The organism is Kitasatospora herbaricolor (genome assembly GCF_030813695.1).
GTDB lineage: Bacteria > Actinomycetota > Actinomycetes > Streptomycetales > Streptomycetaceae > Kitasatospora > Kitasatospora herbaricolor.
The window spans coordinates 7,546,821-7,570,663 of the sequence record NZ_JAUSVA010000002.1; the positions used below are offsets into that span (position 1 = coordinate 7,546,821).

The following is a 23,843-nucleotide window of genomic DNA, read 5'->3' on the forward strand; positions in this document are numbered from 1 at the left end:
TGTCAGCCCTGACGGGTAATCTCTGGCTGAGATGCTCGATCACCACATCAACCACACCCCCCGCCGCGCCCCGTCGCCGGTCAGCACCGGCCCGGCCCCGCAGCCGCAGGCGTCGCCGTCTGCGCCCCCGTTCCGCCCGTCCGGGCCCCAGCCCCACGGGACGAAGCAGTCCTACGGGAAGAAGAGGTGACGCAGATGACCAGCACCCCCCAGCGTTCCGAGGACGAGGAACTCAGCCCCGCCGAGGCCTACGCGGCCTTCCGCCGGCGCGCCAAGCAGCAGGCCACCGCCCTCTACGGGTTCCAGCAGCTCTACGACTTCCCGCTGGACGACTTCCAGATCCAGGCCTGCGAGGCCCTGGAGGCCGGGGAGGGCGTCCTGGTCGCCGCGCCGACCGGCTCCGGCAAGACCATCGTGGGCGAGTTCGCCGTGCACCTGGCCCTCCAGGGCGGCCGCAAGTGCTTCTACACCACGCCGATCAAGGCCCTGTCCAACCAGAAGTACGGCGACCTGGTCAAGCGCTACGGCGCCGCCAAGGTGGGCCTGCTCACCGGCGACAACACGGTCAACGGTGACGCGCCGGTGGTGGTGATGACCACCGAGGTGCTGCGCAACATGCTCTACGCGGGTTCGCAGACCCTCGACGGCCTGGGCTACGTGGTGATGGACGAGGTCCACTACCTCGCCGACCGCTTCCGCGGCGCCGTCTGGGAAGAGGTGATCATCCACCTGCCCGAGTCGGTCACCCTGGTCTCGCTGTCCGCGACGGTCTCCAACGCCGAGGAGTTCGGCGACTGGCTGGACACCGTGCGCGGCGGCACCAAGGTGATCGTCTCCGAGCACCGCCCGGTGCCGCTCTGGCAGCACGTGATGGCCGGCAACCGGATGTACGACCTCTTCGCCAACCCGGACCGCGACGGCCGCCCCAAGGACGCGCCGCGCAACCCGGCCAAGCTGGTCAACCCCGAGCTGGTCCGCCTCGCCCGCTCCGAGCTGGCCGCGAATCCCCGCGGCGACCGCTTCGCCAAGGGACGCGGCCGGTCCATGCCCACCGGCCGTCCCGGCCGGGTCTGGACCCCGGGCCGGGTGGACGTGATCGACCGCCTCGACTCCGAGGGCCTGCTGCCGGCCATCACCTTCATCTTCAGCCGGGCCGGCTGCGAGGCCGCCGTCCAGCAGTGCCTCAGCTCGGGCCTGCGCCTCAACAAGGACTCCGACCGGGCCCGGGTCCGGGCCATCGTCGAGGAGCGCTGCGCCGACATCCCCGACGAGGACCTGCACGTCCTCGGCTACTTCGAGTGGCTCGACGGGCTGGAGCGCGGCATCGCCGCCCACCACGCCGGCATGCTGCCGCGGTTCAAGGAGGTGGTCGAGGAACTGTTCGTGAAGGGGCTGGTCAAGGCCGTCTTCGCGACCGAGACGCTGGCGCTGGGCATCAACATGCCCGCCCGCTCGGTGGTGATGGAGAAGCTCGTCAAGTGGAACGGCGAGACCCACGCCGACATCACCCCCGGCGAGTACACCCAGCTCACCGGCCGGGCCGGCCGCCGCGGCATCGACATCGAGGGCCACGCCGTGGTGCTCTGGCAGCGCGGGCTGGACCCGGAGGCGCTGGCCGGCCTGGCCGGCACCCGCACCTACCCGCTGAAGTCCTCGTTCCGGCCGTCCTACAACATGGCCGTCAACCTGGTCTCCCAGTTCGGCCGGCACCGCTCGCGCGAGCTGCTGGAGACGTCCTTCGCGCAGTTCCAGGCCGACCGCTCGGTGGTCGGCATCGCCAAGCAGGTCCAGCGCAACGAGGAGGGTCTGGACGGCTACCGCGAGTCGATGACCTGCCACCTCGGCGACTTCGACGAGTACATGGCCCTGCGCCGCTCCCTCAAGGACCGCGAGAACGACCTCGCCCGCGAGGGCAGCGGCCAGCGCCGGGCCGCCGCGATCGAGTCGATCGAGCAGCTGAAGCCGGGCGACGTGATCCACGTGCCGACCGGCAAGTTCGCCGGTCTCGCGCTGGTCCTCGACCCGGGCCTGCCGCCGGTCAGCCGCTCGCCGCGCACCCACCGCCACCCCGACTACCAGGACGGCCCGCGTCCGGTGGTGCTCACCTCCGAGCGGCAGGTCAAGCGGCTCGCGATGATCGACTTCCCGCACCCGGTGACGGCGGTCGACCGGATGAAGATCCCCAAGTCGTTCAACCCGCGCAGCCCGCAGTCCCGCCGGGACCTCGCCTCCGCGCTGCGGACCAAGGCCGGGCACCTGGAGCCGGAGCGGTTCCGCCGCGGCCGGGCGGCCGCCGCCGACGACCCCGAGATCACCCGGCTGCGCACCGAGCTGCGCCAGCACCCCTGCCACGGCTGCGACGAGCGCGAGGACCACGCCCGCTGGGCCGAGCGCTACCACCGCCTGCACCGCGACACCGATCTGCTGGAGCGCAAGATGCGCTCCCGCACCCACACCATCGCCCGCACCTTCGACCGGGTCTGCGGCCTGCTCACCGACCTCGGCTACCTGGAGGGCGACACCGTCACCCCGGACGGCAAGCGCCTCGGCCGGCTCTACGGCGAGCTCGACCTGCTCGCCTCCGAGTGCATCCGCGAGGGCGTCTGGAAGGACCTCGCCGCGGCCGAACTCGCCGCCTGCGCCTCCGCGCTGGTGTACGAGGCCCGGCAGGCCGACGACGCCGCCGCCCCCCGGGTCCCGGAGGGCAACGCCAAGGAGGCCCTCGGCCGGATGGTCCGGATCTGGGGCCACCTGGACGCCCTGGAGGAGCAGCACCGGATCAACACCGCCGAGGGCGTCGGCCAGCGCGAGCCCGACCTCGGCTTCGCCTGGGTCGCCTACCGCTGGTCGCTCGGCCACAACCTGGACTCGGTCCTGCGGGACGCCGAGATGCCGGCCGGCGACTTCGTCCGCTGGACGAAGCAGCTGATCGACGTCCTCGGCCAGATCCAGGACGCGGCCGGCGAGGACGCCAAGCTGCGCGGCACCGCCCGCAAGGCGGTCGACAGCCTGCGTCGCGGCATCATCGCCTACTCCTCGGTGGGCTGACCCGGCACCGGACGACGAAGGGGGCCCGGCCGCACGGTGGTTGCCGGCGGCCGGGCCCCCTTCGCGCGACTTCTCAGCCCGCCAGCACGCCGAGCACCCGCTCCAGCGAACTGCCGAGGCCCCAGCGGGCGGACAGCTCTTCCAGGGTCATCGGGTCCAGCGGCTCGCGGGGCAGGGCCGGGTCGAAGTCGGGCAGCGGGGCGTCGGTGGCGACCCGGACGACGGTGGGGGCGACGTCGAGGTAGGGGGCGCCCTCGACGATGTTCCTGCGGCGGGCCGGGGTGAGCCTGGAGAAGGGATCGGCGGCGGCTGCGCGGATGCCGGCCAGGTCGCCGTACTCGTTGATCAGCTGGGCCGCGGTCTTCTCGCCGATGCCCTTCACGCCCGGCAGGCCGTCGCTCGGGTCCCCGCGCAGGGCGGCCATGTCGGCGTACCGGTCGCCGCGCACGCCGTACTTCTCCAGCAGCAGTTCGTCGTCGGTGACCTGCAGGTTGCCCATGCCCTTGACCGGGTAGAGCACCTGGACCGGCCGGGCGTCGTCGACCAGCTGGAAGAGGTCGCGGTCACCGGTGACGATCTGCACGGGGCCGGTGCCCCGGGCGGTCAGGGTGCCGATCACGTCGTCCGCCTCGTAGCCGGGCGAACCGACCCGGGCGATCCCGAGCGCGTCCAGCACCTGCTCGATCACCGGCACCTGCGGCGCCAGGGTGTCCGGGATCTCCTCCTCGCCGTCGGCCCCTGCCTCGGCGAGCCGGTGGGTCTTGTACGAGGGCACCAGGTCGACCCGCCACTGCGGGCGCCAGTCGGCGTCCATGCAGGCGACCAGCTGGTCGGGGCGGTGGTCCTGGACGAGCCTGGCGATGAAGTCCAGCAGCCCCCGGACGGCGTTCACCGGCTCGCCGGCGGGGGACTTCAGGGAGTCCGGCACGCCGTAGTAGGCCCGGAAGTACAGGCTGGCGGAGTCCAGCAGCATCAGTCGCGGTTCGGTCACAGCTCCGATCATGCCGTACCCGGCCGACAGTTCGGCGGCAGACGTCCCGACCGGCGGGCCGACCCGGGGCCCGACGGCAGCTCACCTCGCGGGCCCGGCCGGCGGCCGGCCGGCACCCGACGGGGGTTCAGTGCTGGTGCGGGCCGCTGCGGTGGACCGGGCCGTGCGTGTCGCCGCAGTGGTCGTCCAGGACGGCCGTCCCCGCCGGGGTGATCTGCAGCAGCTGCTGGTCGTCGTCCTCGCCGAGGTGGTCGACCTGGAGGGTGGCGTGGGTGATCCGGTACGTCTCGCGCAGCTGCCGTTGCAGCCCCCGCCGCACGGCGTGGCAGTCGCCGCCCGGCGCGACCAGGATGTGCGCGGAGAGCGCCGGCTGGCCGGAGGTGATCTCCCAGATGTGCAGGTCGTGGATCTCCACCACCAGGTCGGCGGCGACCATCCGGTCCGCCACCTCGTCCGGGTCGATGCCGGCCGGCGCCGCCTCCAGGAAGATCCGCCCCGAGTCGCGGACCAGTCCGATCCCGGCCCGCAGCATCAGCGCCACCACGACCAGCGAGGCGATCGCGTCGGCCTGGACGAAGCCGGTGGTCAGCATCACCACGCCGGCCACGGCGGTGGCGACGAAGGCGTACAGGTCGGTCAGCACGTGCTGGAAGGCGCCCTCGACGTTCAAGGAGGTGCGGTTGGCCCTGGACATGCACCAGGTCGCCCCGATGTTGACCACGATGCCGACCAGCGCCGTCACCAGCACCAGCGAACCGGTCACCTCCGGCGGGTCGATCAGCCGGCGCACCGCCTCGTAGCCGAGCCAGGCGGACAGCACCAGCAGCGTGACACCGTTGGCCTGGGCGGACAGGATCTCGGCGCGCTTCAGCCCGTACGTGTAGCCGCCCCGGGCCGGGCGGGCGGCCAGGCGCATCGCGACCAGCGCGAGGACGATCGAGGCGGCGTCGGTGAGCATGTGCGCGGCGTCCGAGATCAGCGCCAGCGAGCGGGCGGCGAAGCCGACCACCACCTCGCCCGCCATGAACACCACGATCAGGGTCAGCGCGGCCAGCAGCCAGCGGCGGTCGGCGTCGGCGGCCACCCCGTGCGAGTGCCCGCCGTGGCCGCCGGCCCCGCCGTGGTCCCCGTGCGGCTCCGAGCCGACGCCGTGGCCGTCGTGGCCGTGGGCGTCATGGCTGTGCTCGTGGACGGCCATCGAGATCCTCTCCTGGACGCTCAGCGGTGGGGTCTGGCAGCCCCGCACCCGAAGTGAACCGCAGATCGGACGAAGATCCAAAGCCTGCACTGGTGACCGTTGTCGTTGCCGTCGAGCTGCTCCCACCGGCCCTGCCCACCCTCCTGTTCACCCGGGTGCCCACCCTGGCGTTCGTCTTGGTCCGATAGGGTCTCGCCGCCCCGACGACGGGGCCGGGCGAGCAGGGTGAGGCACGGGTGGAGCATGGCGGGCAGGTCCGGCTGCGGACGATCGCGCGGGAGTGGGGCCGGATCGGCCTGGTCGGGTTCGGCGGTCCGCCGGCCCACATCCTGTTGCTGCGGCGGCTCTGCGTGGAGCGGCGCGGCTGGCTGAGCCCGGCCGAGTTCGAGGACGGCGTCGCGACCACCAACCTGCTGCCCGGCCCGGCCTCCACCCAGCTGGCGATCTTCACCGCCTGGCGGCTGCGCGGCGCCGCCGGCGCGCTGGTCGGCGGCATCTGCTTCATCGCGCCGGGGCTGGTGCTGATCCTGGCCCTCTCGGCGCTGTTCCTGGCCGGCCGGCCGCCGCTCTGGGTACTGGGCGCGGCGGCCGGCGCCGGCGCGGCCGTGCCCGCCGTCGCGGTGCAGGCCGCCGCCGCGCTGGTGCCGGGCAGCCTGGCCCGCGCGGGCGCGGCCGGCCCGGAGCGCGGCGGCCTGGCGCGCTGGTACGGGTACGCGCTCGCGGGGGCCGGGGCGGCCCTGCTCACCGGGCCCTGGCTGGTGCTGGTCCTGGTGGCGGCGGGCCTGGCCGAGGTCGGGATCCGCTCCGGCGGCCGGCGCGCGCCGCGGCCCGGGCCTTCGGAGGGGGCCGCCCGGCAGGACGCGGGGGACGGGGACGGCGTGGACGATGCCGACGGCCCGGCGTTCGGCGGCGGTGGCCGTCGGGGCGCGCTGCCGCTGCTCGCGGCGGCGCCCGCGCTGGGCGGGCTGGGCGGCCTCGGCGCGCTGGCATGGGTGGCGTTCAAGGTCGGCGCGCTCTCGTACGGGGGCGGGTTCGTGATCATCCCGCTGATGCGGGACGACGCGGTGCACCGCTACCACTGGATGACGGACGGTCAGTTCCTCAACGCCGTGGCCCTGGGTCAGGTCACTCCCGGGCCGGTCGTGCACACCGTTTCGGCCGTCGGCTACGCGGCGGCCGGGACCATCGGCGGTCTGCTGGCGGCGGCGGTGGCCTTCGGGCCCTCGTTCCTCTTCGTGATCCTCGGCGCGCGCCACTTCGGCCGGCTCCGGGCGGATCCACGGGTGCAGGACTTCCTCACCGGCGCCGGTCCGGCCGTGGTCGGTGCGATCGCCGGCTCGGCGCTGCCGCTCGCCGCCTCGCTGGCGCACGGCTGGCAGTGGGGTGTGCTGGCGGCCGCGCTGCTCGGGCTGACGGTCGCCCGCCGCGGCGCGGTCGGCGTGCTGCTGGCCGCCGGCGGGCTGGGCGTCGTCGCGGCCCTGGCCGGCCTGCCGGTGGGCTGACGTGGTCCGACGGGCCCGGCCCGCGAGGTGAGGAACCCCGCAGGCCCGGGGTGCCCCCGTCCGGCCCGGTGCTGTCGGGTCCCGTCCGGTCCGGGGGAGCGCTCAGCCGCCCACCCGGACCGGGGTCACTGTGCCGGGTGCCGCGCCCGGCGCCGTGCCGGGCGCCGCCGCCGTGGCCGCCTCCGCCGCGGAGGCCAGCAGGTCCAGCGCTTCCAGCGGCATCGTCCGGGCGGCCGTCGCGGCCCGCACCAGTGCCTGCATCACCCGCAGGTCCTCGCCCTGCTCCGGGTGCCACTGCACGCCGAGGGTGAACCCCGGGCCCTCGATCGCCTCGATCGTCCCGTCGGGGGCGAGCGCACCGACCCGCAGGCCGTCGCCCAGCCGGTCCACCGCCTGGTGGTGGAAGGTCGGCACGGTCAGCTCGGTCTCCGGGAGGAGGTCGCCGAGCAGGGTGCCCGGCACCGGCCGCACCAGGTGGGCGCCGTACGCGCCGGGCGAGCCCGCGTGCACGTCGTGGTCGACGACGTCCGGCAGATGCTGCAGCAGCGAACCGCCGCAGACCACGTTGAGCAGCTGCATGCCCCGGCAGATGCCGAGCAGTGGCATCCCGGAGGCCAGCGCGGCCCGGACGAGGGCGGTCTCCCAGTGGTCCCGCTCGGGGGCGTCCGCCTCGGTGAGCGGGTGCGGCGGCTGTCCGTAGTACGCCGGGTCCATGTCGGGGCCGCCGGAGATGACCAGCGCGTCCAGCCGGGCCAGCACCTCCGGCGCGCGCTCCGGCGCGTCCGGCGGCAGCAGCACCGCCACCCCGCCCGCGTCCCGGACGAAAGCCGTGTAGCGCTCGGGCACCAGGGCGACCCGGCGGCCCCGCCAGTCACTCCAGCTCACGTCGACCAGATAGGTGCTGACACCGATGAAAGGCCTGCGATCCATGGCGGGAATTCTCCACCAGTCACCCTCGGTATCTCCTCAAACACGCCGCGCGGCGCGCCAGGGCCGCCCGCCCTCCCCGGGCGCGCCCGCGGCAGGCCGTACCGTTCGCTGAGACCCGCGCCGCACCGAGGAGCAGGAGCCCCGATGTCCGACACCCCGGTCTGCCGCCGCCTGGTAGGACGGACGGCGGTGGTCACCGGTGCGGGCGGCGAGGTCGGCCGCGCGGCCGCCCGCCGGCTCGCCGCCGAGGGGGCCAAGGTGGTCTGCGCGGACCTTGACGAACGCGCCGGCGCGGCCGCGGCCCGGGAGGTCGGCGGGCTGTTCGTGCACACCGACGTCGCCGACCCGGCCATGGTGGAGGCGCTCTTCGACGAGGCCTACGAGACCTTCGGCGGCATCGACGTGGCCTTCCACCACGCCGGGGGCGGGCCGCCCGGGGGCGACTCGATCCTCACCACCGACCTGGACGCCTGGCACCGCGAGCAGCAGGCCGGCCTCACCTCCGTCTTCCTCTGCTGCCGGGCCGTGCTGCCGTACATGCGCCGGCACGGGCGCGGATCCGTCATCAACACCGTGGGCCCCGGGGCCGACCCGGGCGCCGGGGACCGGTCGATCGCGGCGGTCGCGGCCGAGGGCGGGGTGCTGGCGATGTCGCGCGAGCTCGGGGTGCGGTTCGCCCGCGAGGGGATCCGGGTGAACGCGCTCCGCACCGGTCCGGTCGGGCCCTCCCGGCTGCCGCAGCCGTCCGCCGGGGTCCGGCCCCGGCGAGCACCGGACGTCCCGCTCGGCCGCTCCGCCGCACCGGAGGAGATCGCGGCCGCCGTGGCCTTCCTGGCCAGTGACGACTCCTCGTTTGTCACGGCGAGCGAATTCCTGGTGGACGGCGGGCTCTCCTGGGCCGGCGGCGCCCCGCTCCGACCCCCGGGAAGCAGCCGACCGCACGGCCGGGAAGGGCTCTGAGCGGGCCCCGGACCGGCCCCGGACGAGGTCCGAGCGGGCCCCGGAGCGGGTTCTCACCGTAATCTCATCCAGAACGGGCGAATAGGCCGTTCTGCTGATATCGCGTTTATCCGCCGCCCTTTAGATTCATCGGCGTGAGCGAGACGATTCCCGCCGGGTGGTACCCGGATCCCCAGGACACCACCAGTGACCCCCGGCCGCAGCGTTGGTGGGACGGCAAGGCGTGGACCGCCGGCACCCGCCCGGCGCCCTCGGACGCGCCCGCCTCCGAGGAGACCGCCACGGCCGCCGGCGCACCGGCCGCCTCGGACACGACAGCCGGCCCCGACGCCCCCGCCGACGCCCCCGCCGCCGACCCGGTCGGAGCCCCGGCCGCGCCGGCCCCCGGCGCCGAGGAGGAGACCAGGGTGCTGGAGGGCGAGGTGCTGCAGAACGGCGCCGCCGTCCGCTACCCCGAGCTGCCGCCGCCGATCGGGGCGGTGCCGGGCGGGACCGCCCCGGGCGGCCGGAAGAAGTTCCGCAAGCCGTCCCGGGCCGTGGTGGTGGCCGCCTCCGTGGCGGCCCTGCTCGGCCTGGCCGTCGGCTCGGGGGTCACCTTCCTCGCCGTGGACGGCCACTCCGAGACCCGGGCGAGTCACCGTGACGGCCGGAACTACCTCTTCAACGGGGAGAACGGCCCCCGGGGCGGGGCGCCGGGCCAGAACGGGCGGGGCGGTCAGGGCGTCCCGAACCTGCCGGGCCAGAACGGCCAGGGCGTCCCCAACCTGCCGGGCCAGAACGGCCAGAACGGCCAGGGCGGGGGTGGCCAGGGCCAGAACGGCGGCCGGGGCGGCGGCAACGGCTCCGTCGACGGAGTCGCGCCGGGGACGGTGGCCGACCTGGTCAACCGGATCACCCTGCCGGTCCCGTCCGGCTGGGACGGCGGGACGCTCGCGGCCGGGTACGCCGCACTGACCGTCGGCTCCTACACCTGCGCCGGGACCGAGAGCGACAGTTGCTCCCTCGGCGGCGTGGTCACCAGCCGGATCGAGGGCACCGACGCGCAGGCGGCGGCCAAGGCCGACATCGCCAAGGCGGCCCAGGAGTCCTACGGGGACAGCCCGTCCCACGAGGAGCTGAAGTCGGAGGCGGTCAAGGTGGCCGGCCGCGACGGCTACCTCGTCCGGTGGAAGGTGAAGGCGGCCAAGGGCAACGACGGGTACGTCGAGACGGTGGTCTTCCCGACCTCGGACGGCAAGGCCCTGACCGCCCTGCACCTCGGCTTCGACGTCGACCCCAAGGCCCCGGACCTGGCTCTGATGGACACCATCGTCAAGGGTGTCGCCGAGTACACCGGCAAGGCCCTGCCGGGCGGCGCCGGCGACGGCACCACCACCTGAACCACCGGAACCACCTGATCGCCGGAACCACCTGACGCACCGTGCGTGCCTTGCACGGGACAGGACGGCCGGCCCGCCCCCGGGAGTACGGGGGCGGGCCGGCCGTCCGGCGTTAGCCGCGGGCGCGCCGTCCGGACGGCGCCCGAGGGCCCGCTGTCAGGCCGCGTCGCGGGCGGCGTCGGCGCGGCGGCGGCGGAGCACCAGCGCACCCCAGCCGGCGCCGACGGCGACGGCGCCGGCCAGCATCAGCGGGCCGGCCTGCGAGGTCCCGCCGACGGCGGCGGCCTGGGCCTGGACGGCGGGCGCCTCCGGGGCGGTGTCCCCGCCGTGGCCGTAGTGGTCGACGGTGGACTTGGCCGCGGCCGCGGCGATCTGCTGGTCGGACGGGGCGGCCGGGGCGGCGGCCAGCTTCGGCTGCGCGGCGGCGAAGTCCACGTCGGAGCAGCTGTAGAACGCCTCGGGGCTGTCGCTGCGCTGCCAGGTCATGTAGAGCAGCTGGCGGCCGGTGCGCTGCGGCAGGGTACCGGTGAAGTTGTAGTAGCCGTCGGTCGCGGTCCGGGTCACCTGGGTCTGCGCGACCGGGGTCGGGTCGAGGTCGGACCACTTCAGCGGCTTGGTCGGGTCGTAGCCGACCTTGGTGATGTAGACCGTCATCAGGCCGATGTGCGCGGCGGTGACCCGGAACTTGAAGTTGTACGGCCCCGCGGCGACGGCGGTCGCCGGCCAGTCGGTGCGGGCCATGTCGAGGGCCTTGTACTTGTCGCGGTTGGCCGAGCAGAGCTTGCCGTCCGGGATCAGCGCCTGGTGCTGGCCGTTGGCGTTGGCGATGTTGACCTCGTTCCAGTCGTAGAGCGGCTGGGTGCCGCTCTGCGCGACGAGGTCCTTGCACACCTGGGACTGGGGGTGCTCGGGGCCTTCGGCGAAACAGGCCGCCACCCGGCTGACCGGGTTGGACATCGAGCCGTGCGCGCCGGCGGTGCCGGCCGAGGTGAGGGCGGTGAGCAGCACGGTGGATCCGACGACGCCGAGCGCGAGGGCTCTGCGGTGGAGCGGCATGGGGACTCCTTGACGGTGCTTCGGGGTCGAACGATGTGGGGGACGGGCACGTCTGCCCGAGGTCGCGACCTTGGCCCGAGCGTATGATTGGTCTGGACCAGGTGGCAATAGCCGGGCGCTGGACAGTTTCTGACGGTTGTTCGCCATCGGCGGGAGGCGGCCGCGGGGTCACGCCGGTCCGGCCGGCGGCCGCCGGGCCGCGCCGGAGGGCTGTACCGGTTCGACCGGGGAGGCCGCCGACGAGGTGTCCAACGCGCCTGCTGGTGAACGGAGTTGCCCGGACCCCCGGCGGCCGGGGCGAGGCGGTGGAGGTGACCGTCCGGCGGTCCGGCGGCCGCGACCGTCTGCGGGCAGGGGGCTGCGGCGGCCCGCCGGCACGGCGTCCGCCCGGTTCACGCTTGAGATACTTTTAAGGGCCTGCTGAGGGCGATTTCAGGCGGCCCCGCGGCGCATCCGCCGGGGGCCGTGCCGGTGCGGGCCCGCACCGCGGTGGTGCGACGGGCGCCGACCGGCGCCGGCGGATCAGAGGAAGGTCTTCCCCTCGCCGCGGTAGGTCGGCACGCTGCGCACCACCCGGTCGCCCTCGATCAGGTGCAGTTCGGCGAACCGCTCGCACAACTCGCCCGCCTTGGCGTGCCGGAACCACACCCGGTCGCCGATCAGCAGGTCGTCGGCCGCCGCGCCGAGCAGCGGCGTCTGCACCTCGCCCGCGCCCTCCATCGGGTCGTACGACAGCCCGGCGGGCAGGTACGGGACGGGGGAGCGGTCCGTGCCCGCGGGGCCGGAGGCGGGGTAGCCGCCGCCGAGCACCGTCACCACCCCGAGGCCGGGCCGGCGCACCACCGGCTGGGCGAACAGCGCGGCCGGGCGGCCGTGGAAGGCGCGGTAGTTGTCGAACAGCCGCGGCACGTACAGGCCCGACCCGGCCGCCACCTCGGTGACCGCCCGTTCGGCGACGGTCGACTCCACGCTGCCCGTGCCGCCCCCGTTGACGAACTCCAGGTCCGCGACCTCCCGCAGCCGGCGCACCACCGCGGCCCGCCGCGAGGCCAGCTCGGTGCGCGCCTTCGCCTGCATCAGCCGGATCATCCGCGAGCGCAGCGGGCGCCCCGCGACGCTGTCGCCGACACCCGCGATGTGGCCTTCGTAGGCCATCAGGCCGACCACCCGGAACCCCGGGCGCCGCTGCACCAGTTCGGCGAGCGCGCCCAGCTCGTCGGGGGTGCGCAGCGGCGAGCGCCGGGCGCCGACCCGGACCTTGCCGCCGAGCAGTTCCAGCGAGGTGTCCAGCTCCAGGCAGACCCGGACCTCCTGGGTGCCGCCGCGGGAGCGGTCGATCAGGTCGAGCTGCGCGGGGTCGTCCACCAGGACGGTCACCGCGCCGGCGAGCGCGGCGTCGGCGGTCAGCTCGGCGTAGCCGGCCCGGTCGGCGGAGGGGTAGGCGAGCAGGATGTCGTCGAAGCCTGAGCGGGCCAGCCAGAGCGACTCCTCCAGGGTGAAGCTCATGATCCCGGCGAAGCCGTCCCGGGCCAGGACCCGCTCCAGCAGGGCCCGGCAGCGCACCGACTTGCTGGCCACCCGGACGGGCTTGCCGGCCGCCCGGCGGACCAGGTCGTCGGCGTTGGCGTCGAAGGCCGCCAGGTCGACGATCGCGACCGGGGCGTCCAGGTGCGCGGTGGCCCGGTCGTAGCGGGCGCGGTCGGCGGTGGGTGACGGCCGGGTCGGCCCCGGGCTCGCGGGCGCGGCGGTACGGGCGGGGGCTTCGGGCTTGGCCATGGCCGCAGACTGCCACACCGGGCCTACCGGTGGGTAGGGCCATGGGGCGGTCAATCTGCGCCGCCTCCGACCAGTGCTTCCACCGCCGCCACCGCCACCGACTCCACCAGGCTGATGCCGCTCTCCTCGGTGCTGTTCCCGTCCGACAGCACGGCGACCAGCAGGTCGTGCCCGTCGCGGGTGACCAGGCCGATGCTGTTGACCGCCCAGAGGCCGTCGGCGCTGCGGGACAGCCAGCCGTTCTTGAGCTTCGCGGAGCCCTCCGGGCCGGCCGCGGCGGAGACCCCCCAGGCCTGGTCCTGCGCTATCAGGCCCATCAGGTCCTGGAGGTAGGCGCGGTCGTCGGCGTCGAGCGGCGAGTCGTCGGTGAAGATCACCCGGAGCAGCCGAAGCTGGTCCTCGGTCGTGGTGGTGGTCAGGCCCCAGTAGCCGTCACGGCCGGCCGTCGTCCCGGTCAGCCCGAAGGCCCGGTTGGCCTCGTCGAGCCCGTCCGCGCCGCCGATCGCCTCGTAGAGCTCGCCGGCCGCGTCGTTGTCGCTCTGCTCGATCATCGCCTCGGCCTCGGCCCGCTGCGCGGCGCCCAGAGCGGTGCCGGACCGCCGGAGCAGGGCCGCCAGGATGTCCGCCTTCACGATGCTGGCGGTGACGAACGCGTGGCCGTCGCCCGTACCGTCGTCGGCCGCGTCGGCCGCGGGGGTGGCACCGGCGGCGGTGGCGGCACCGGGACCGGGCAGCTCCGAGCGGGCGGTGACGCCCGAGCCGAGGTCCAGCACCGAGACGGCCACCGCGCCCTCCGCGTCCGCCCCGGCGTCGGCCACCGCCTGCGCGACCGTCCGGGCCGCCCGGGCACTGGCCTCGGGCAGGGCGGCGGCCGCCGTGGACGGGCTGCCGGTGCCCGCCGCGGTGGCGGTGGCGGAGGGCCGGGCCACCAGCTGCCCGCCGCCCGTGCCCAGCGTCAGCGCGACGGCCGTGGCCACCGCCGCCAGCAGGGTGAACAGGCCGGTCCGCAGCGGGCGGTGCCGTCGCCGGCGGGCGCGGTGTCGGGGGCTCATGCCTCCATGGTGGCGCTCATGGCTGGGGGAAGCATGAGGTTGCGGTGAACGCACGCTGAGAGGGCCGACCGGGTCGTGGCATAGGCTCGCCGGGTGGACCGCAAGAACATTCCGAACCCAGGTTTCGCCGACGACGACGGCACCGCCGACCCCGCCCTCACCCGGGCGCTCGACCGCTGGTCGCGGGACGCGTCCGCGGAGCGGCCGGACCCTGCCGTCGAGCGGGAGGTGCTGGCCGCCCTGACGCCCAGCCGTCTGATGGTCCCGATCGTGGCCCTGCTCGGCGAGGTCGGGACCGACGAGCGGGGCCTGCGGCACGAGAAGACCAGCGACATGGCCGTCCCGGTGATCGAGGCCGCCGACGGCCGGCGGGCGCTGCCCGCCTTCACCTCGCTGGCGACCCTGGCCCGCTGGCGCCCGGACGCCCGCCCGGCCCCGGTGGCGGCGCCGCAGGCCGTCCTCGCCGCGTACGCGGAGCGGGCGGACACCCTGCTGATCGACCCGGCCGGCCCGGTGACCTACCAGCTGACCGGTGCGCGGATGCGAGCCGTGGCGGAGAACCGGGAGTACCTGCCGCCGCCGGCCGACCCGGAGGTGCGGGAGGCCGTGCGGCGGGTGCTGGCGGCCGAGCCGACGGTGGTCACCGGCTACCTGGGCGCGGGCGGGGAGGGGGACGGGACGCTGGCGCTGGTGCTCGCCCCGGACACCGCGGAGGGCGAGCTGCGCGGCACGGTCGACCGGCTGGTCGCGGCGCTGGTCGGGGACCCGGTCCTGCGGGTGCGCCTGGACCGCGGGCTGGAGCTGGCGCTGCTGCGCGGGGAGCTGTCGCAGGAGCCCCTCTACCGGCGCTGAGCGTCCGGCCGGTGCCGGCCGGCCCGTGCGCCCCGGCAGCGTCGCCCCCCTGAACGGCGTCCCCGGGCGGACCCGCCCCCTGACGTGCCGATGCCCCCGAGCACATCGCTCGGGGGCATCGCGGCGTCAGGGCCGGGCGCGGCTCAGGAGTAGACGGGCCCGGTGAACTTCTCGCCGGGGCCGGCGCCCGGGGCGTCCGGCACCAGCGAGGCCTCGCGGAAGGCCAGCTGGAGTGACTTCAGGCCGTCCCGCAGCGGGGCCGCGTGGAAGTTGCTGATCTCGGGGGCGCCCGCCGTCACCAGACCGGCCAGCGCGGTGATCAGCTTGCGGGCCTCGTCGAGGTCCTTGTCCGCGGCGCCGCCCTCGGCGAGGCCGCACTTCACGGCGGCCGCGCTCATCAGGTGCACCGCCACGGTGGTGATCACCTCGACGGCCGGGACCTCGGCGATGTCACGGGTGAGGTCGTCGAAGCCGATCGCCCCTTCGTCCTCGGAGGCGTTGGTGTCGGTGGGCTCGCTGCTCAAGGGGGACTCACTCCGTCGTGCCGGTGTACGTACACCAGGGAGCGTACAAGGGGGCGTGCGGGACTCGCGCGGGCCGGGGTGGCGCCCGGCGGGTGTCCCCGGGCGGACCGGGAGGAGGCCCGGCGCGGCGCGTGCGGGCCGCCGGGGGAGGGCGGAATACCCATGGCCGGGCAAACGCTGTATGCTTCGAGACTGACCGGCCAGGAACCCGCGAGGGTCCCCGGCCAGCAAGTGGAGGCTCCACCCAGGAGGCCCGAGAGGGCAACCGCGAAAGTCTCCCACCTGATCGGCCTCGCGGTCGACGGGTCCCGGTCCGCGACGTGCGCCGCAAGGCGCGCAGTCGCCAGCAGCGTCCCTCACCAGGGCGTCGCCCCCGGATGTGTGGAGCCCCGCTTGCACCGAGCGGGGTTTTTTTCGTGTCGCGGTGCGTGCAGCCAACCAGCAAGTGGGCAGCGCAGCACGAATGAAGCCCCGCCCAGTGGTCGAGTCCACTACGTGCGACCGCCGTCCGACGGCCGCATCGGAAAAGGTGCAACCAAGGAGGCCCCATCAGCACCGAGCCCCGCATCAACGACCGGATTCGCGTCCCCGAGGTGCGACTCGTCGGTCCGAGCGGCGAGCAGGTCGGCATCGTGCCGCTTGCCAAGGCGCTGGAACTTGCGCAGGAGTACGACCTCGACCTCGTCGAGGTCGCGGCGACCGCCCGGCCGCCGGTGTGCAAGCTCATGGACTACGGCAAGTTCAAGTACGAGTCGGCCATGAAGGCCCGTGAGGCGCGCAAGAACCAGGCGCACACGGTCATCAAGGAGATGAAGCTCCGGCCGAAGATCGACCCGCACGACTATGACACCAAGAAGGGTCACGTCGTTCGGTTCCTCAAGCAGGGCGACAAGGTCAAGATCACGATCATGTTCCGCGGTCGTGAGCAGTCGCGCCCCGAGCTGGGTTTCCGACTGCTGCAGCGGCTGGCGAACGACGTCCAGGACCTGGGCTTCGTGGAGTCCTCGGCCAAGCAGGACGGCCGTAACATGATCATGGTGCTTGGCCCGCACAAGAAGAAGACCGAGGCGATGGCCGAGGCCCGCGCGATCGCGGACGCCCGTAAGGCCGAGCGCCAGGGCCGTAACACCGGCCCCGACGCCGCCGCGGACGACGACGCAGCGCTTGAGGCCGAGAACGCCGCAGCCGAGGCGGAGGCCGACGAGGCCGACGACGCCGAGGACGCGGACGAGACCGACGCCGAGGTCGAGCAGCCGACCGAGGTCTCCCAGGACGCCTGAGCCCCGGGCTCGGGACCGTCCGGGAGAACCGGTCACCAAGGTGGCGGGGCACCCGCCCGGTCACCACAGATCAATCCAGTGCCTGCCCGCGCGGCATCACCGCGCGGGCAGGCACGGGACCGACGAGGAGAGACGGCGACATGCCGAAGCAAAAGACGCACAGCGGCGCCAGCAAGCGCTTCAAGATCAGTGGCTCCGGGAAGGTGCTGCGCGAGCGTGCCGGCCGTCGCCACCTGCTCGAGCACAAGCCCTCGACCCTGACCCGCAAGCTCGCCGGGACGGTCGTGGTCGCTCCGGCCGATGCCAAGAAGGTCAAGAAGCTTCTCGGCAAGTGATCGCCCTCCCGCGGCCACGCCGTGGGACCAGCTGATCCTTCCCGACCCATTCGAAAGACGGACCACGTGAAGTAGTCCGTGGTCCAATCCAAGGAGTAATGAAGTGGCACGCGTCAAGCGGGCAGTAAACGCCCACAAGAAGCGCCGGGTCATCCTCGAGCGGGCCAGCGGTTACCGCGGCCAGCGGTCGCGCCTGTACCGCAAGGCCAAGGAGCAGGTCACCCACTCGCTCGTCTACAACTACAACGACCGGAAGAAGCGCAAGGGCGACTTCCGTCAGCTCTGGATCCAGCGCATCAACGCTGCGGCCCGTGCCAACGGCATCACCTACAACCGCTTCGTCCAGGGTCTGAAGGCCGCCAACGTCGAGATCGACCGCAAGATGCTGGCCGACCTGGCCGTCAACGACCCGGCCGTCTTCGCGTCGCTCGTCGAGGTGGCCCAGAAGGCGCTGCCGACCGACGTCAACGCCCCCCGGGCCGCCGCCGACGCCGCCTGATCCTCCCGGATCAGGTGCTCCGGCACCGCGTAGCTCACCGATCGGACCCGCAGGCACGCTCCTGCGGGTCCGATTCGCTTTCACCCGAGGCCGCACCCGGGGCCCACCGCCGCCCGCGGGCGGGTCACCCCTGCCCGCAGACGGGCCGCCGAGGGGCGTCCGACCGCATCCGACGGCGCCCGCCCGCCCGGCGCGCGCCTCCCACGGCAACCCTGCCCGGAGACGAGACCATGCAGAGCACCGACCTCCCCCTGCTGACCTCCCTGCGCTCGCCCCGCGTCGTCGCCGCCCGCCGGCTGGCCAGGCGCAACCAGCGCACCAAGGAGCGCCGCTTCCTCGCCGAAGGCCCGCAGGCCGTCCGCGAGGCCGTCGCGTACGGGCAGCTGCCGGGCACGTCCGAGCACGCGGTGGTCGAGATCTACCTCACCCAGGAGGCCGCCGGCCGGCACGCCGACATCGTCGACGCCGCCCGCGCCGAGGGACTGCCGGTGCTCACCGCCACCGACGAGGTGATCGCGGAGATCTGCGACACCGTCACCCCGCAGGGCATCGTCGCGCTCTGCCGCTTCATCGACACCCCCTTCGAGGACGTGCTGCGCGCCCGGCCCCGGCTGGTCGCCGTGCTGGCCCACGTCCGCGACCCCGGCAACGCCGGCACCGTGCTGCGCACCGCCGACGCCGCCGGCGCCGACGCCGTGGTGCTCACCGACGCCTCCGTGGACCTGTACAACCCGAAGGCCGTCCGGGCCTCCGTCGGCAGCCTGTTCCACCTCCCGGTCGCCGTCGGCGTCCCGGTCGAGGAGGCGGTCGGGCGGCTGCGCGAGGCCGGCGTGCGGGTGCTCGCCGCCGACGGCGCGGGGGAGCGCGACCTCGACCAGGAGCTCGACGAGGGCACCCTGGGCGCGCCCGGCGCGTGGGTGTTCGGCAACGAGGCCTGGGGTCTGCCGGAGGAGACCCGCGCGCTCACCGACGAGGTGGTGCGCGTGCCCATCCACGGGCACGCCGAGAGCCTCAACCTCGCCACGGCCGCCGCCGTCTGCCTCTATGCCTCCGCCCGGGCCCAGCGCTCGCCCGGAGGGTGTCGCGCACAGGGGTAGGGACGCTAGGGTCACTCCGGTGGGGGGAAGTACACGGTGGGTAATCGGGGAGGACACCCATGGCCGGCAGCGGGGCAGAGCTCGATCCGGACGACCTGCCCGACGGGCTGGTGATCGCGGGCGCCGACGGCCGGGTGGTGTGCTTCAACAGCGCCGCCGCCCGCCTCACCGGCATCGCCCCGGCAGCCGCCCTCGGCAGCCCGCTGGCGGCCGCGCTCCCGCTGGAGGACCTCGACGGCCGCCGCTGGTGGCAGCTCACCGACCCGTACGGCGGGCTGGCCACCCGCACCGGCCAGCCCGAACGGAACCTGCTGCTGCCCGGCGGCCGTGAGGTGCTGGTCTCCGCCCGGTACGTGCGGGAGCAGCCGCGCGGGCCGCTGCTGCGGGTGGTGATCGCGCTGCGCGGCACCGAGGAGCGCCGCCGTACCGAGCGCAGCCACGCCGAGCTGATCGCCACCGTCGCGCACGAGCTGCGCTCCCCGCTCACCAGCGTCAAGGGGTTCACCGCGACCCTGCTGGCCAAGTGGGAGCGGTTCACCGACGGCCAGAAGCGCCTGATGCTGGAGACGGTCGACGCGGACGCCGACCGGGTCACCCGGTTGATCGCCGAGCTGCTGGACATCTCCCGGATCGACGCAGGCCGGCTGGAGGTCCGCAAGCAGGTGGTCGACCTCGCCGCCGCCGTCCGCCGGCACGTGGACGGCAAGGTCGCGGCCGGCATCCCCGAGAACCGCTTCGACATCCGGATCACCGAGCCGCTCACCCAGCTCTGGGCCGACCCCGACAAGGTCGACCAGGTGCTCGGCAACCTGCTGGAAAATGCCGTGCGGCACGGCGAGGGAACTGTCACGATCGAGGTGGCACCGGCCAAGGAGGTCGTCGAGGCACCCGTCTGGGAGCGCCCCGGAACCCCGCCCCGAGTCCTGGAAGGCACAGCGGTCACCGTGAGCGACGAAGGCGGAGGCATCCCCGAGGAGTCGATGCCGCGCGTCTTCACCCGCTTCTGGCGCGGCAGCAAGCGCGGCGGCACCGGGCTCGGCCTCTACATCGTCAAGGGCATCGTCGAGGCCCACGGCGGCTCGATCCGGGTCGACCGCGCACCCGGCGGCGGCGCCCGGTTCCGATTTATCCTGCCCGCGGGCGTCCCCGACTTCATGCTGTAACCGGCATCGGCGGGCAGGCCCGGCGGGCCACCACACGAAGCCCCCGCCCGACGGCCCGGCAATGCGGCCCCGGCCGGGCGACCTGGCCCCACGCCCCGGAGGCGAGCCGAGCCCCACAGGCAGGCGACTACACTCGACCCTTGGCGTCGTATGGCACGCCCTGCGCGGCCGGGCCGCGGACACCCACCCCCACCTGCGGGGACCGGGCTGCCCGCGCCCCGGCCACGCCGGGCGTACCGCAGAGGCGGGAACACCCCCTTACCTGAGCACGGACGAGCAGGAGCACGGGAAAGATAGAGATGTCGGCACCCAATAAGTCGTACGACCCGGTAGAGGTCGAGGCACTCAAGCCCGAAGAGGTCGAGCGAGCCCGGGACGAGGCCCTCGCGGCCTTCGCCGCGGCCGGCTCCCTCGACGAGCTCAAGCAGGCCAAGGTCGCCCACACCGGCGACCGCTCCGCGCTGTCCCTCGCCAACCGCGAGATCGGCGCCCTCCCGCCGCACGCCAAGGCCGCGGCGGGCAAGCTGATCGGGCAGGCGCGCGGCGCCGTCAACCAGGCCCTGGCCCGGCGCCAGACCGAGCTGGAGGCGGAGCGCGACGCCCGCGTGCTGGTCGAGGAGGCGGTGGACGTCACCCTGCCGTTCGACCGTGCGCCGCGCGGCGCCCGGCACCCGCTCACCACCCTCGCCGAGCGCATCGAGGACACCTTCATCGCGATGGGCTACGAGGTCGCCGAGGGCCCCGAGGTCGAGGCGGAGTGGCTCAACTTCGACGCCCTCAACCTGGGCCCGGACCACCCCGCCCGGTCGATGCAGGACACCTTCTTCGTCCAGGCCCCGGACGGCTCCGCCGGCTCCGGCGTGGTGCTGCGCACCCAGACCTCCCCGGTCCAGGTCCGCAGCATGCTCGACCGCGAGCCCCCGGTCTACGTGATCTGTCCCGGCCGGGTCTACCGGACGGACGAGCTGGACGCCACCCACACCCCGGTCTTCCGGCAGCTGGAGGGTCTGGCGGTGGACGAGGGCATCACCTTCGCCGACCTCAAGGGCACCATCGAGCTGCTGGTCGCCAAGCTCATCGGCGACGGCCTGGAGCTGCGCTGGCGGCCCTCGTACTTCCCGTTCACGGAGCCGAGCGCCGAGATCGACCTGCAGTGCTTCGTGTGCCGCGGCGAGAGCATCGGCAACCCGGACCGCCCCTGCCGAACCTGCTCCTCCGAGGGCTGGATCGAGCTCGGCGGCTGCGGCGTGGTCAATCCGCGCGTCCTGATCGCCGCCGGTGTCGACCCGAACCGCTACAGCGGGTTCGCCTTCGGCCTCGGCCTGGAGCGAATCCTGATGAACCGCCACAGCGTCGCCGACATGCGCGACATGGTCGAGGGTGACGTGCGCTTCACCCTCCCGTTCGGGATGGAGATCTGATGCGCGTCCCGCTTTCCTGGCTGCGTGAGTACGTCGACCTGCCGGCGGGCGAGACCGGCCGTGACGTGGCGGCCCGGCTGGTCCGCGCCGGCCTCGAGGTCGAGACCGTCGAGCAGCTGAACGGCGACCTCAAGGGTCCGCTGGTGGTCGGCCAGGTGCTGTCCATCGAGGAGCTCTCCGGCTTCAAGAAGCCGATCCGGCACTGCTTCGTCAACGTCGGCGACGCCAACGGCACCGGTGAGCCGCAGGAGATCGTCTGCGGTGCGACCAACTTCGCCGTCGGCGACAAGGTCGTGGTCGTGCTGCCGGGCGCCGTGCTGCCCGGCCCGTTCCCGATCGCCGCGCGGCAGACCTACGGCCACACCTCGGCCGGCATGATCTGCTCCGCCCGCGAGCTGGGCATGGGCGACGACCACAACGGCATCATCGTGCTCCCGCCGGAGTACGAGCCGGGCACCGACGCGATCGAGCTGCTCCAGCTGGTCGACGAGGTGCTGGACATCGCCGTCACCCCCGACCGCGGCTACGCCCTCTCGATGCGCGGCGTCGCCCGCGAGGCCGCCGCCGCGTACGGCCTGCCGCTCGCCGACCCGGCGCTGCTGGACGTGCCGCCCGCCAACAGCTACGGCTACCTGGTGAAGGTCGCCGACCCGGTGGGCTGCGACCGTTTCGTCGCCCGCACGGTCGTCGGCATCGACCCGGGCGCCAAGTCGCCGATCTGGCTGCAGCGCCGCCTGCAGAAGGCCGGCATCCGCCCGATCTCGCTGACCGTCGACATCACGAACTACGTGATGCTGGAGGTCGGCCAGCCCCTGCACGCCTACGACCGCGGCCGCGTCGACGGCCCGATCCAGGTCCGCCGGGCGCAGGAGGGCGAGCTCCTCACCACCCTCGACGGCGTCAAGCGCAAGCTGTCCGCCGAGGACCTGCTGATCTGCGACAACTCCGGCCCGATCGGCCTGGCCGGCGTCATGGGCGGGGCCAGCACCGAGATCCTGGACGCCGTCCTGGACCCGGAGACCGGCGAGTCCAGCGGCTCCACCGAGGTGATCATCGAGGCGGCGCACTTCGACGCCGTCTCGGTCGCCCGCACCGCCAAGCGCCACAAGCTGCCCTCCGAGGCGTCCAAGCGCTTCGAGCGCGGCGTCGACCCGGAGGCCGCCCGCGCCGCCGCCCAGCGCGCCGTGGACCTGCTGGTCCTGATCGCCGGGGGCACCGCCGAGGCCGGGGTCACCGACATCGCGGCCCCGCACCCGCTGCGCACCATCACCATCCCGGCGGACCTGCCCGACCGGGTGGCCGGCACCGTGTACGGCCGCGAGACGGTCGCCCGGCGTCTGCAGGAGGTGGGCTGCTCCGTCGCGGGCGCCGACGTCCTGGAGGTCACCCCGCCGACCTGGCGCCCCGACCTCACCGACCCGTACGACCTCGCGGAGGAGGTCATCCGCCTGGAGGGGTACGACAACGTCCCCGCCCGGATGCCCACCGTGCCGCCGGGCAAGGGCCTGACCGAGGCCCAGCGGATGCACCGCCGGGTCGGCGTCGCGCTCGCCGCCGCGGGCTACGTCGAGGTCAACAACTACCCGTTCGTCGGCGAGGCCGCCTTCGACGCGCTGGGCCTGGAGAAGGACGACCGGCGCCGCCGTACGGTGAAGCTGGTCAACCCGCTCAACGACGAGGAGCCGGCGCTGCGCACCACGCTGCTGCCGGGCCTGCTCGGGGCGCTGCGCCGCAACGTCGGCCGCGGCAACACCGATCTGGCGATCTTCGAGACGGGTACCGTCTTCCTGCCGAAGGACGAGCTGTCCGTCGCGCCGCGCCCGGCCGTCGACCGCCGTCCGACCGACGCGGAGCTGGCCGAGCTGGACGCGGCCCTGCCCGACCAGCCGCGCCGGGTCGCCGTCGCGCTGGCCGGCGAGCGGCTCCCCTCCGGCTGGTGGGGCAAGGGCGCGCAGGCCGGCTGGGCGGACGCCGTCGAGGCGGGCCGCACGGTGGCCCGCGCGGCCGGTGTCGAGCTGACCGTCCGCCAGGGCCAGCTGATGCCCTGGCACCCGGGCCGCTGCGCCGAGCTGCTGGTCGCGGGCACCGACCGGGTGGTCGGCCACGCGGGTGAGCTGCACCCGCGGGTGGTCAAGGCGCTCGGCCTGCCGGACCGCACCAGCGCGATGCAGATCGACCTCGACCTGCTGACCGCCGACGGCGCCGAGCGGGTCACCGGCCCGACGGTGTCCGCCTACCCGGTGGCCACCCAGGACGTCGCGCTGATCGTCGACTCCGCCGTACCGGCCGCCGAGGTGGAGGCCGCGCTGCGCGCCGGCGCCGGCGAACTGCTGGAGGCCATCCGGCTGTTCGACGTCTTCACCGGTGAGCAGGTGGGCGAGGGCAAGAAGTCGCTCGCGTACGCGCTGCGCTTCCGGGCCGTCGACCGCACGCTGACCGCCGACGAGGCGACGGCGGCCCGCGAGGCCGCGGTCGCCGAGGCGGTGGCCCTTACGGGCGCCGTGCTGCGCGGCGTCTGAGGCAAGCCGGCGGGCCCCGCCCCCGGACCTTCCACGGTCCGGGGGCGGGGCCTTTCGCATGCACCGTCCGGTGTGGAGGGGGAGTGGTGTCGATGGTTCGATGGCAGGTTCACGCCATGCCGGGAAGGGGCGCCGATGGCGGGGGTCGGCCGTCGGGTCGCCCCTGACCTCCTCCGGCCGTCCTGAGCTGCGCTTTCCCGTGGCGCCGGGTGCGGCGGGCCGGTCCGGCGCCAGGGGTGCCCGCAGAAGATCTCGGCAAGG

19 protein-coding genes are annotated in these 23,843 nt (G+C 74.3%); 12 read left to right on the plus strand and 7 right to left on the minus strand.

Annotated elements, in window-relative coordinates; all coding sequences use genetic code 11:
• Window positions 1-195 precede the first annotated feature (195 nt).
• Complete coding sequence (locus J2S46_RS32770; protein WP_191288129.1) at window positions 196-3,048, plus strand: DEAD/DEAH box helicase; 2,853 nt, start codon at window positions 196-198, stop codon at window positions 3,046-3,048.
• A gap of 73 nt (window positions 3,049-3,121) precedes the next feature.
• Here J2S46_RS32770 and J2S46_RS32775 read toward each other — a convergent pair whose 3' ends face one another.
• Both J2S46_RS32775 and J2S46_RS32780 read right to left on the minus strand, forming a co-directional pair.
• Window positions 3,122-4,021 (minus strand): 5'-3' exonuclease, encoded by a 900-nt coding sequence (locus tag J2S46_RS32775; protein ID WP_191288325.1) that lies wholly within the window; start codon window positions 4,019-4,021, stop codon window positions 3,122-3,124.
• A gap of 145 nt (window positions 4,022-4,166) precedes the next feature.
• Window positions 4,167-5,237: a cation diffusion facilitator family transporter gene (locus J2S46_RS32780; protein WP_191288130.1), complete on the minus strand. Its 1,071-nt coding sequence runs from the start codon at window positions 5,235-5,237 to the stop codon at window positions 4,167-4,169.
• A gap of 236 nt (window positions 5,238-5,473) precedes the next feature.
• Here J2S46_RS32780 and J2S46_RS32785 point away from each other — a divergent pair, with 236 nt between their 5' ends.
• Window positions 5,474-6,739, plus strand: coding sequence for a chromate transporter (locus J2S46_RS32785; RefSeq protein WP_191288131.1), 1,266 nt, complete (start codon window positions 5,474-5,476; stop codon window positions 6,737-6,739).
• A gap of 102 nt (window positions 6,740-6,841) precedes the next feature.
• Here J2S46_RS32785 and J2S46_RS32790 read toward each other — a convergent pair whose 3' ends face one another.
• Window positions 6,842-7,669, minus strand: a complete 828-nt coding sequence (locus J2S46_RS32790; protein WP_191288132.1) for a gamma-glutamyl-gamma-aminobutyrate hydrolase family protein — start codon at window positions 7,667-7,669, stop codon at window positions 6,842-6,844.
• A 144-nt stretch (window positions 7,670-7,813) separates the two neighbouring features.
• Between J2S46_RS32790 and J2S46_RS32795 the strand changes: the two genes are divergently transcribed.
• Window positions 7,814-8,629 carry an SDR family oxidoreductase gene (locus tag J2S46_RS32795; RefSeq protein ID WP_191288133.1) on the plus strand — a complete coding sequence of 272 codons (816 nt, stop codon included), beginning with the start codon at window positions 7,814-7,816 and terminating at the stop codon, window positions 8,627-8,629.
• 134 nt (window positions 8,630-8,763) lie between these two features.
• Window positions 8,764-10,008: a DUF2510 domain-containing protein gene (locus J2S46_RS32800; protein ID WP_229912072.1), complete on the plus strand. Its 1,245-nt coding sequence runs from the start codon at window positions 8,764-8,766 to the stop codon at window positions 10,006-10,008.
• A 156-nt stretch (window positions 10,009-10,164) separates the two neighbouring features.
• Here the strand turns inward: J2S46_RS32800 and J2S46_RS32805 are convergent, their stop codons facing one another.
• The 3 genes from J2S46_RS32805 to J2S46_RS32815 form a co-directional block, all read right to left on the minus strand.
• Entirely contained in the window at window positions 10,165-11,064 is a 900-nt protein-coding gene (locus J2S46_RS32805) for a lytic polysaccharide monooxygenase auxiliary activity family 9 protein (RefSeq protein WP_191288134.1), read from the minus strand.
• Window positions 11,065-11,586: 522 nt separating this feature from the next.
• The gene (locus tag J2S46_RS32810) at window positions 11,587-12,840 is read right to left on the minus strand and encodes an amino acid deaminase/aldolase (protein ID WP_191288135.1); all 1,254 of its coding nucleotides are present in this window, start codon (window positions 12,838-12,840) and stop codon (window positions 11,587-11,589) included.
• 50 nt (window positions 12,841-12,890) lie between these two features.
• Window positions 12,891-13,892, minus strand: coding sequence for a serine hydrolase (locus J2S46_RS32815; RefSeq protein ID WP_191288136.1), 1,002 nt, complete (start codon window positions 13,890-13,892; stop codon window positions 12,891-12,893).
• A gap of 93 nt (window positions 13,893-13,985) precedes the next feature.
• On the opposite strand from J2S46_RS32815, the gene J2S46_RS32820 reads away from it, so the two are divergent.
• A complete protein-coding gene (locus J2S46_RS32820; RefSeq protein WP_191288137.1) occupies window positions 13,986-14,744 on the plus strand; it encodes an SseB family protein in 759 nt (252 codons plus the stop codon).
• Window positions 14,745-14,887: 143 nt separating this feature from the next.
• Here the strand turns inward: J2S46_RS32820 and J2S46_RS32825 are convergent, their stop codons facing one another.
• Window positions 14,888-15,268: a DUF1844 domain-containing protein gene (locus J2S46_RS32825; RefSeq protein ID WP_073921541.1), complete on the minus strand. Its 381-nt coding sequence runs from the start codon at window positions 15,266-15,268 to the stop codon at window positions 14,888-14,890.
• A 548-nt stretch (window positions 15,269-15,816) separates the two neighbouring features.
• On the opposite strand from J2S46_RS32825, the gene infC reads away from it, so the two are divergent.
• The 7 genes from infC to pheT all read left to right on the plus strand — a co-directional run bounded on the left by infC (window position 15,817) and on the right by pheT (window position 23,582).
• Window positions 15,817-16,548, plus strand: a complete 732-nt coding sequence (gene infC, locus J2S46_RS32830) for a translation initiation factor IF-3 (RefSeq protein ID WP_190212543.1) — start codon at window positions 15,817-15,819, stop codon at window positions 16,546-16,548.
• 140 nt (window positions 16,549-16,688) lie between these two features.
• On the plus strand, window positions 16,689-16,883 hold the full coding sequence (rpmI, locus tag J2S46_RS32835) for a 50S ribosomal protein L35 (RefSeq protein ID WP_073921539.1): 195 nt from the start codon (window positions 16,689-16,691) through the stop codon (window positions 16,881-16,883).
• A gap of 103 nt (window positions 16,884-16,986) precedes the next feature.
• Window positions 16,987-17,382, plus strand: coding sequence for a 50S ribosomal protein L20 (gene rplT, locus J2S46_RS32840; protein ID WP_073921538.1), 396 nt, complete (start codon window positions 16,987-16,989; stop codon window positions 17,380-17,382).
• Between the two features lie 230 nt (window positions 17,383-17,612).
• Window positions 17,613-18,479: a TrmH family RNA methyltransferase gene (locus J2S46_RS32845; protein WP_191288138.1), complete on the plus strand. Its 867-nt coding sequence runs from the start codon at window positions 17,613-17,615 to the stop codon at window positions 18,477-18,479.
• A gap of 59 nt (window positions 18,480-18,538) precedes the next feature.
• Window positions 18,539-19,642 (plus strand): sensor histidine kinase, encoded by a 1,104-nt coding sequence (locus J2S46_RS32850; protein ID WP_191288139.1) that lies wholly within the window; start codon window positions 18,539-18,541, stop codon window positions 19,640-19,642.
• Window positions 19,643-19,941: 299 nt separating this feature from the next.
• Window positions 19,942-21,063: a phenylalanine--tRNA ligase subunit alpha gene (gene pheS, locus J2S46_RS32855; RefSeq protein WP_191288140.1), complete on the plus strand. Its 1,122-nt coding sequence runs from the start codon at window positions 19,942-19,944 to the stop codon at window positions 21,061-21,063.
• The gene (gene pheT, locus J2S46_RS32860) at window positions 21,063-23,582 is read left to right on the plus strand and encodes a phenylalanine--tRNA ligase subunit beta (RefSeq protein WP_191288141.1); all 2,520 of its coding nucleotides are present in this window, start codon (window positions 21,063-21,065) and stop codon (window positions 23,580-23,582) included. Before pheS ends, pheT begins: the two co-directional genes overlap by 1 nt.
• Window positions 23,583-23,843 lie beyond the last annotated feature (261 nt).

Bases quoted from the DNA above. Each gene is read 5' to 3' on its own strand.
- J2S46_RS32770 (WP_191288129.1), top strand. From the start codon at position 196: ATGACCAGCACCCCCCAGCGTTCCGAGGACGAGGAACTCAGCCCCGCC.
- J2S46_RS32775 (WP_191288325.1), bottom strand. From the start codon at position 4,021: ATGCTGCTGGACTCCGCCAGCCTGTACTTCCGGGCCTACTACGGCGTG.
- J2S46_RS32780 (WP_191288130.1), bottom strand. From the start codon at position 5,237: ATGGCCGTCCACGAGCACAGCCATGACGCCCACGGCCACGACGGCCAC.
- J2S46_RS32790 (WP_191288132.1), bottom strand. From the start codon at position 7,669: ATGGATCGCAGGCCTTTCATCGGTGTCAGCACCTATCTGGTCGACGTG.
- J2S46_RS32795 (WP_191288133.1), top strand. From the start codon at position 7,814: ATGTCCGACACCCCGGTCTGCCGCCGCCTGGTAGGACGGACGGCGGTG.
- J2S46_RS32805 (WP_191288134.1), bottom strand. From the start codon at position 11,064: ATGCCGCTCCACCGCAGAGCCCTCGCGCTCGGCGTCGTCGGATCCACC.
- J2S46_RS32810 (WP_191288135.1), bottom strand. From the start codon at position 12,840: ATGGCCAAGCCCGAAGCCCCCGCCCGTACCGCCGCGCCCGCGAGCCCG.
- J2S46_RS32815 (WP_191288136.1), bottom strand. From the start codon at position 13,892: ATGAGCCCCCGACACCGCGCCCGCCGGCGACGGCACCGCCCGCTGCGG.
- rpmI (WP_073921539.1), top strand. From the start codon at position 16,689: ATGCCGAAGCAAAAGACGCACAGCGGCGCCAGCAAGCGCTTCAAGATC.
- J2S46_RS32845 (WP_191288138.1), top strand. From the start codon at position 17,613: ATGCAGAGCACCGACCTCCCCCTGCTGACCTCCCTGCGCTCGCCCCGC.
- J2S46_RS32850 (WP_191288139.1), top strand. From the start codon at position 18,539: ATGGCCGGCAGCGGGGCAGAGCTCGATCCGGACGACCTGCCCGACGGG.
- pheS (WP_191288140.1), top strand. From the start codon at position 19,942: ATGTCGGCACCCAATAAGTCGTACGACCCGGTAGAGGTCGAGGCACTC.
- pheT (WP_191288141.1), top strand. From the start codon at position 21,063: ATGCGCGTCCCGCTTTCCTGGCTGCGTGAGTACGTCGACCTGCCGGCG.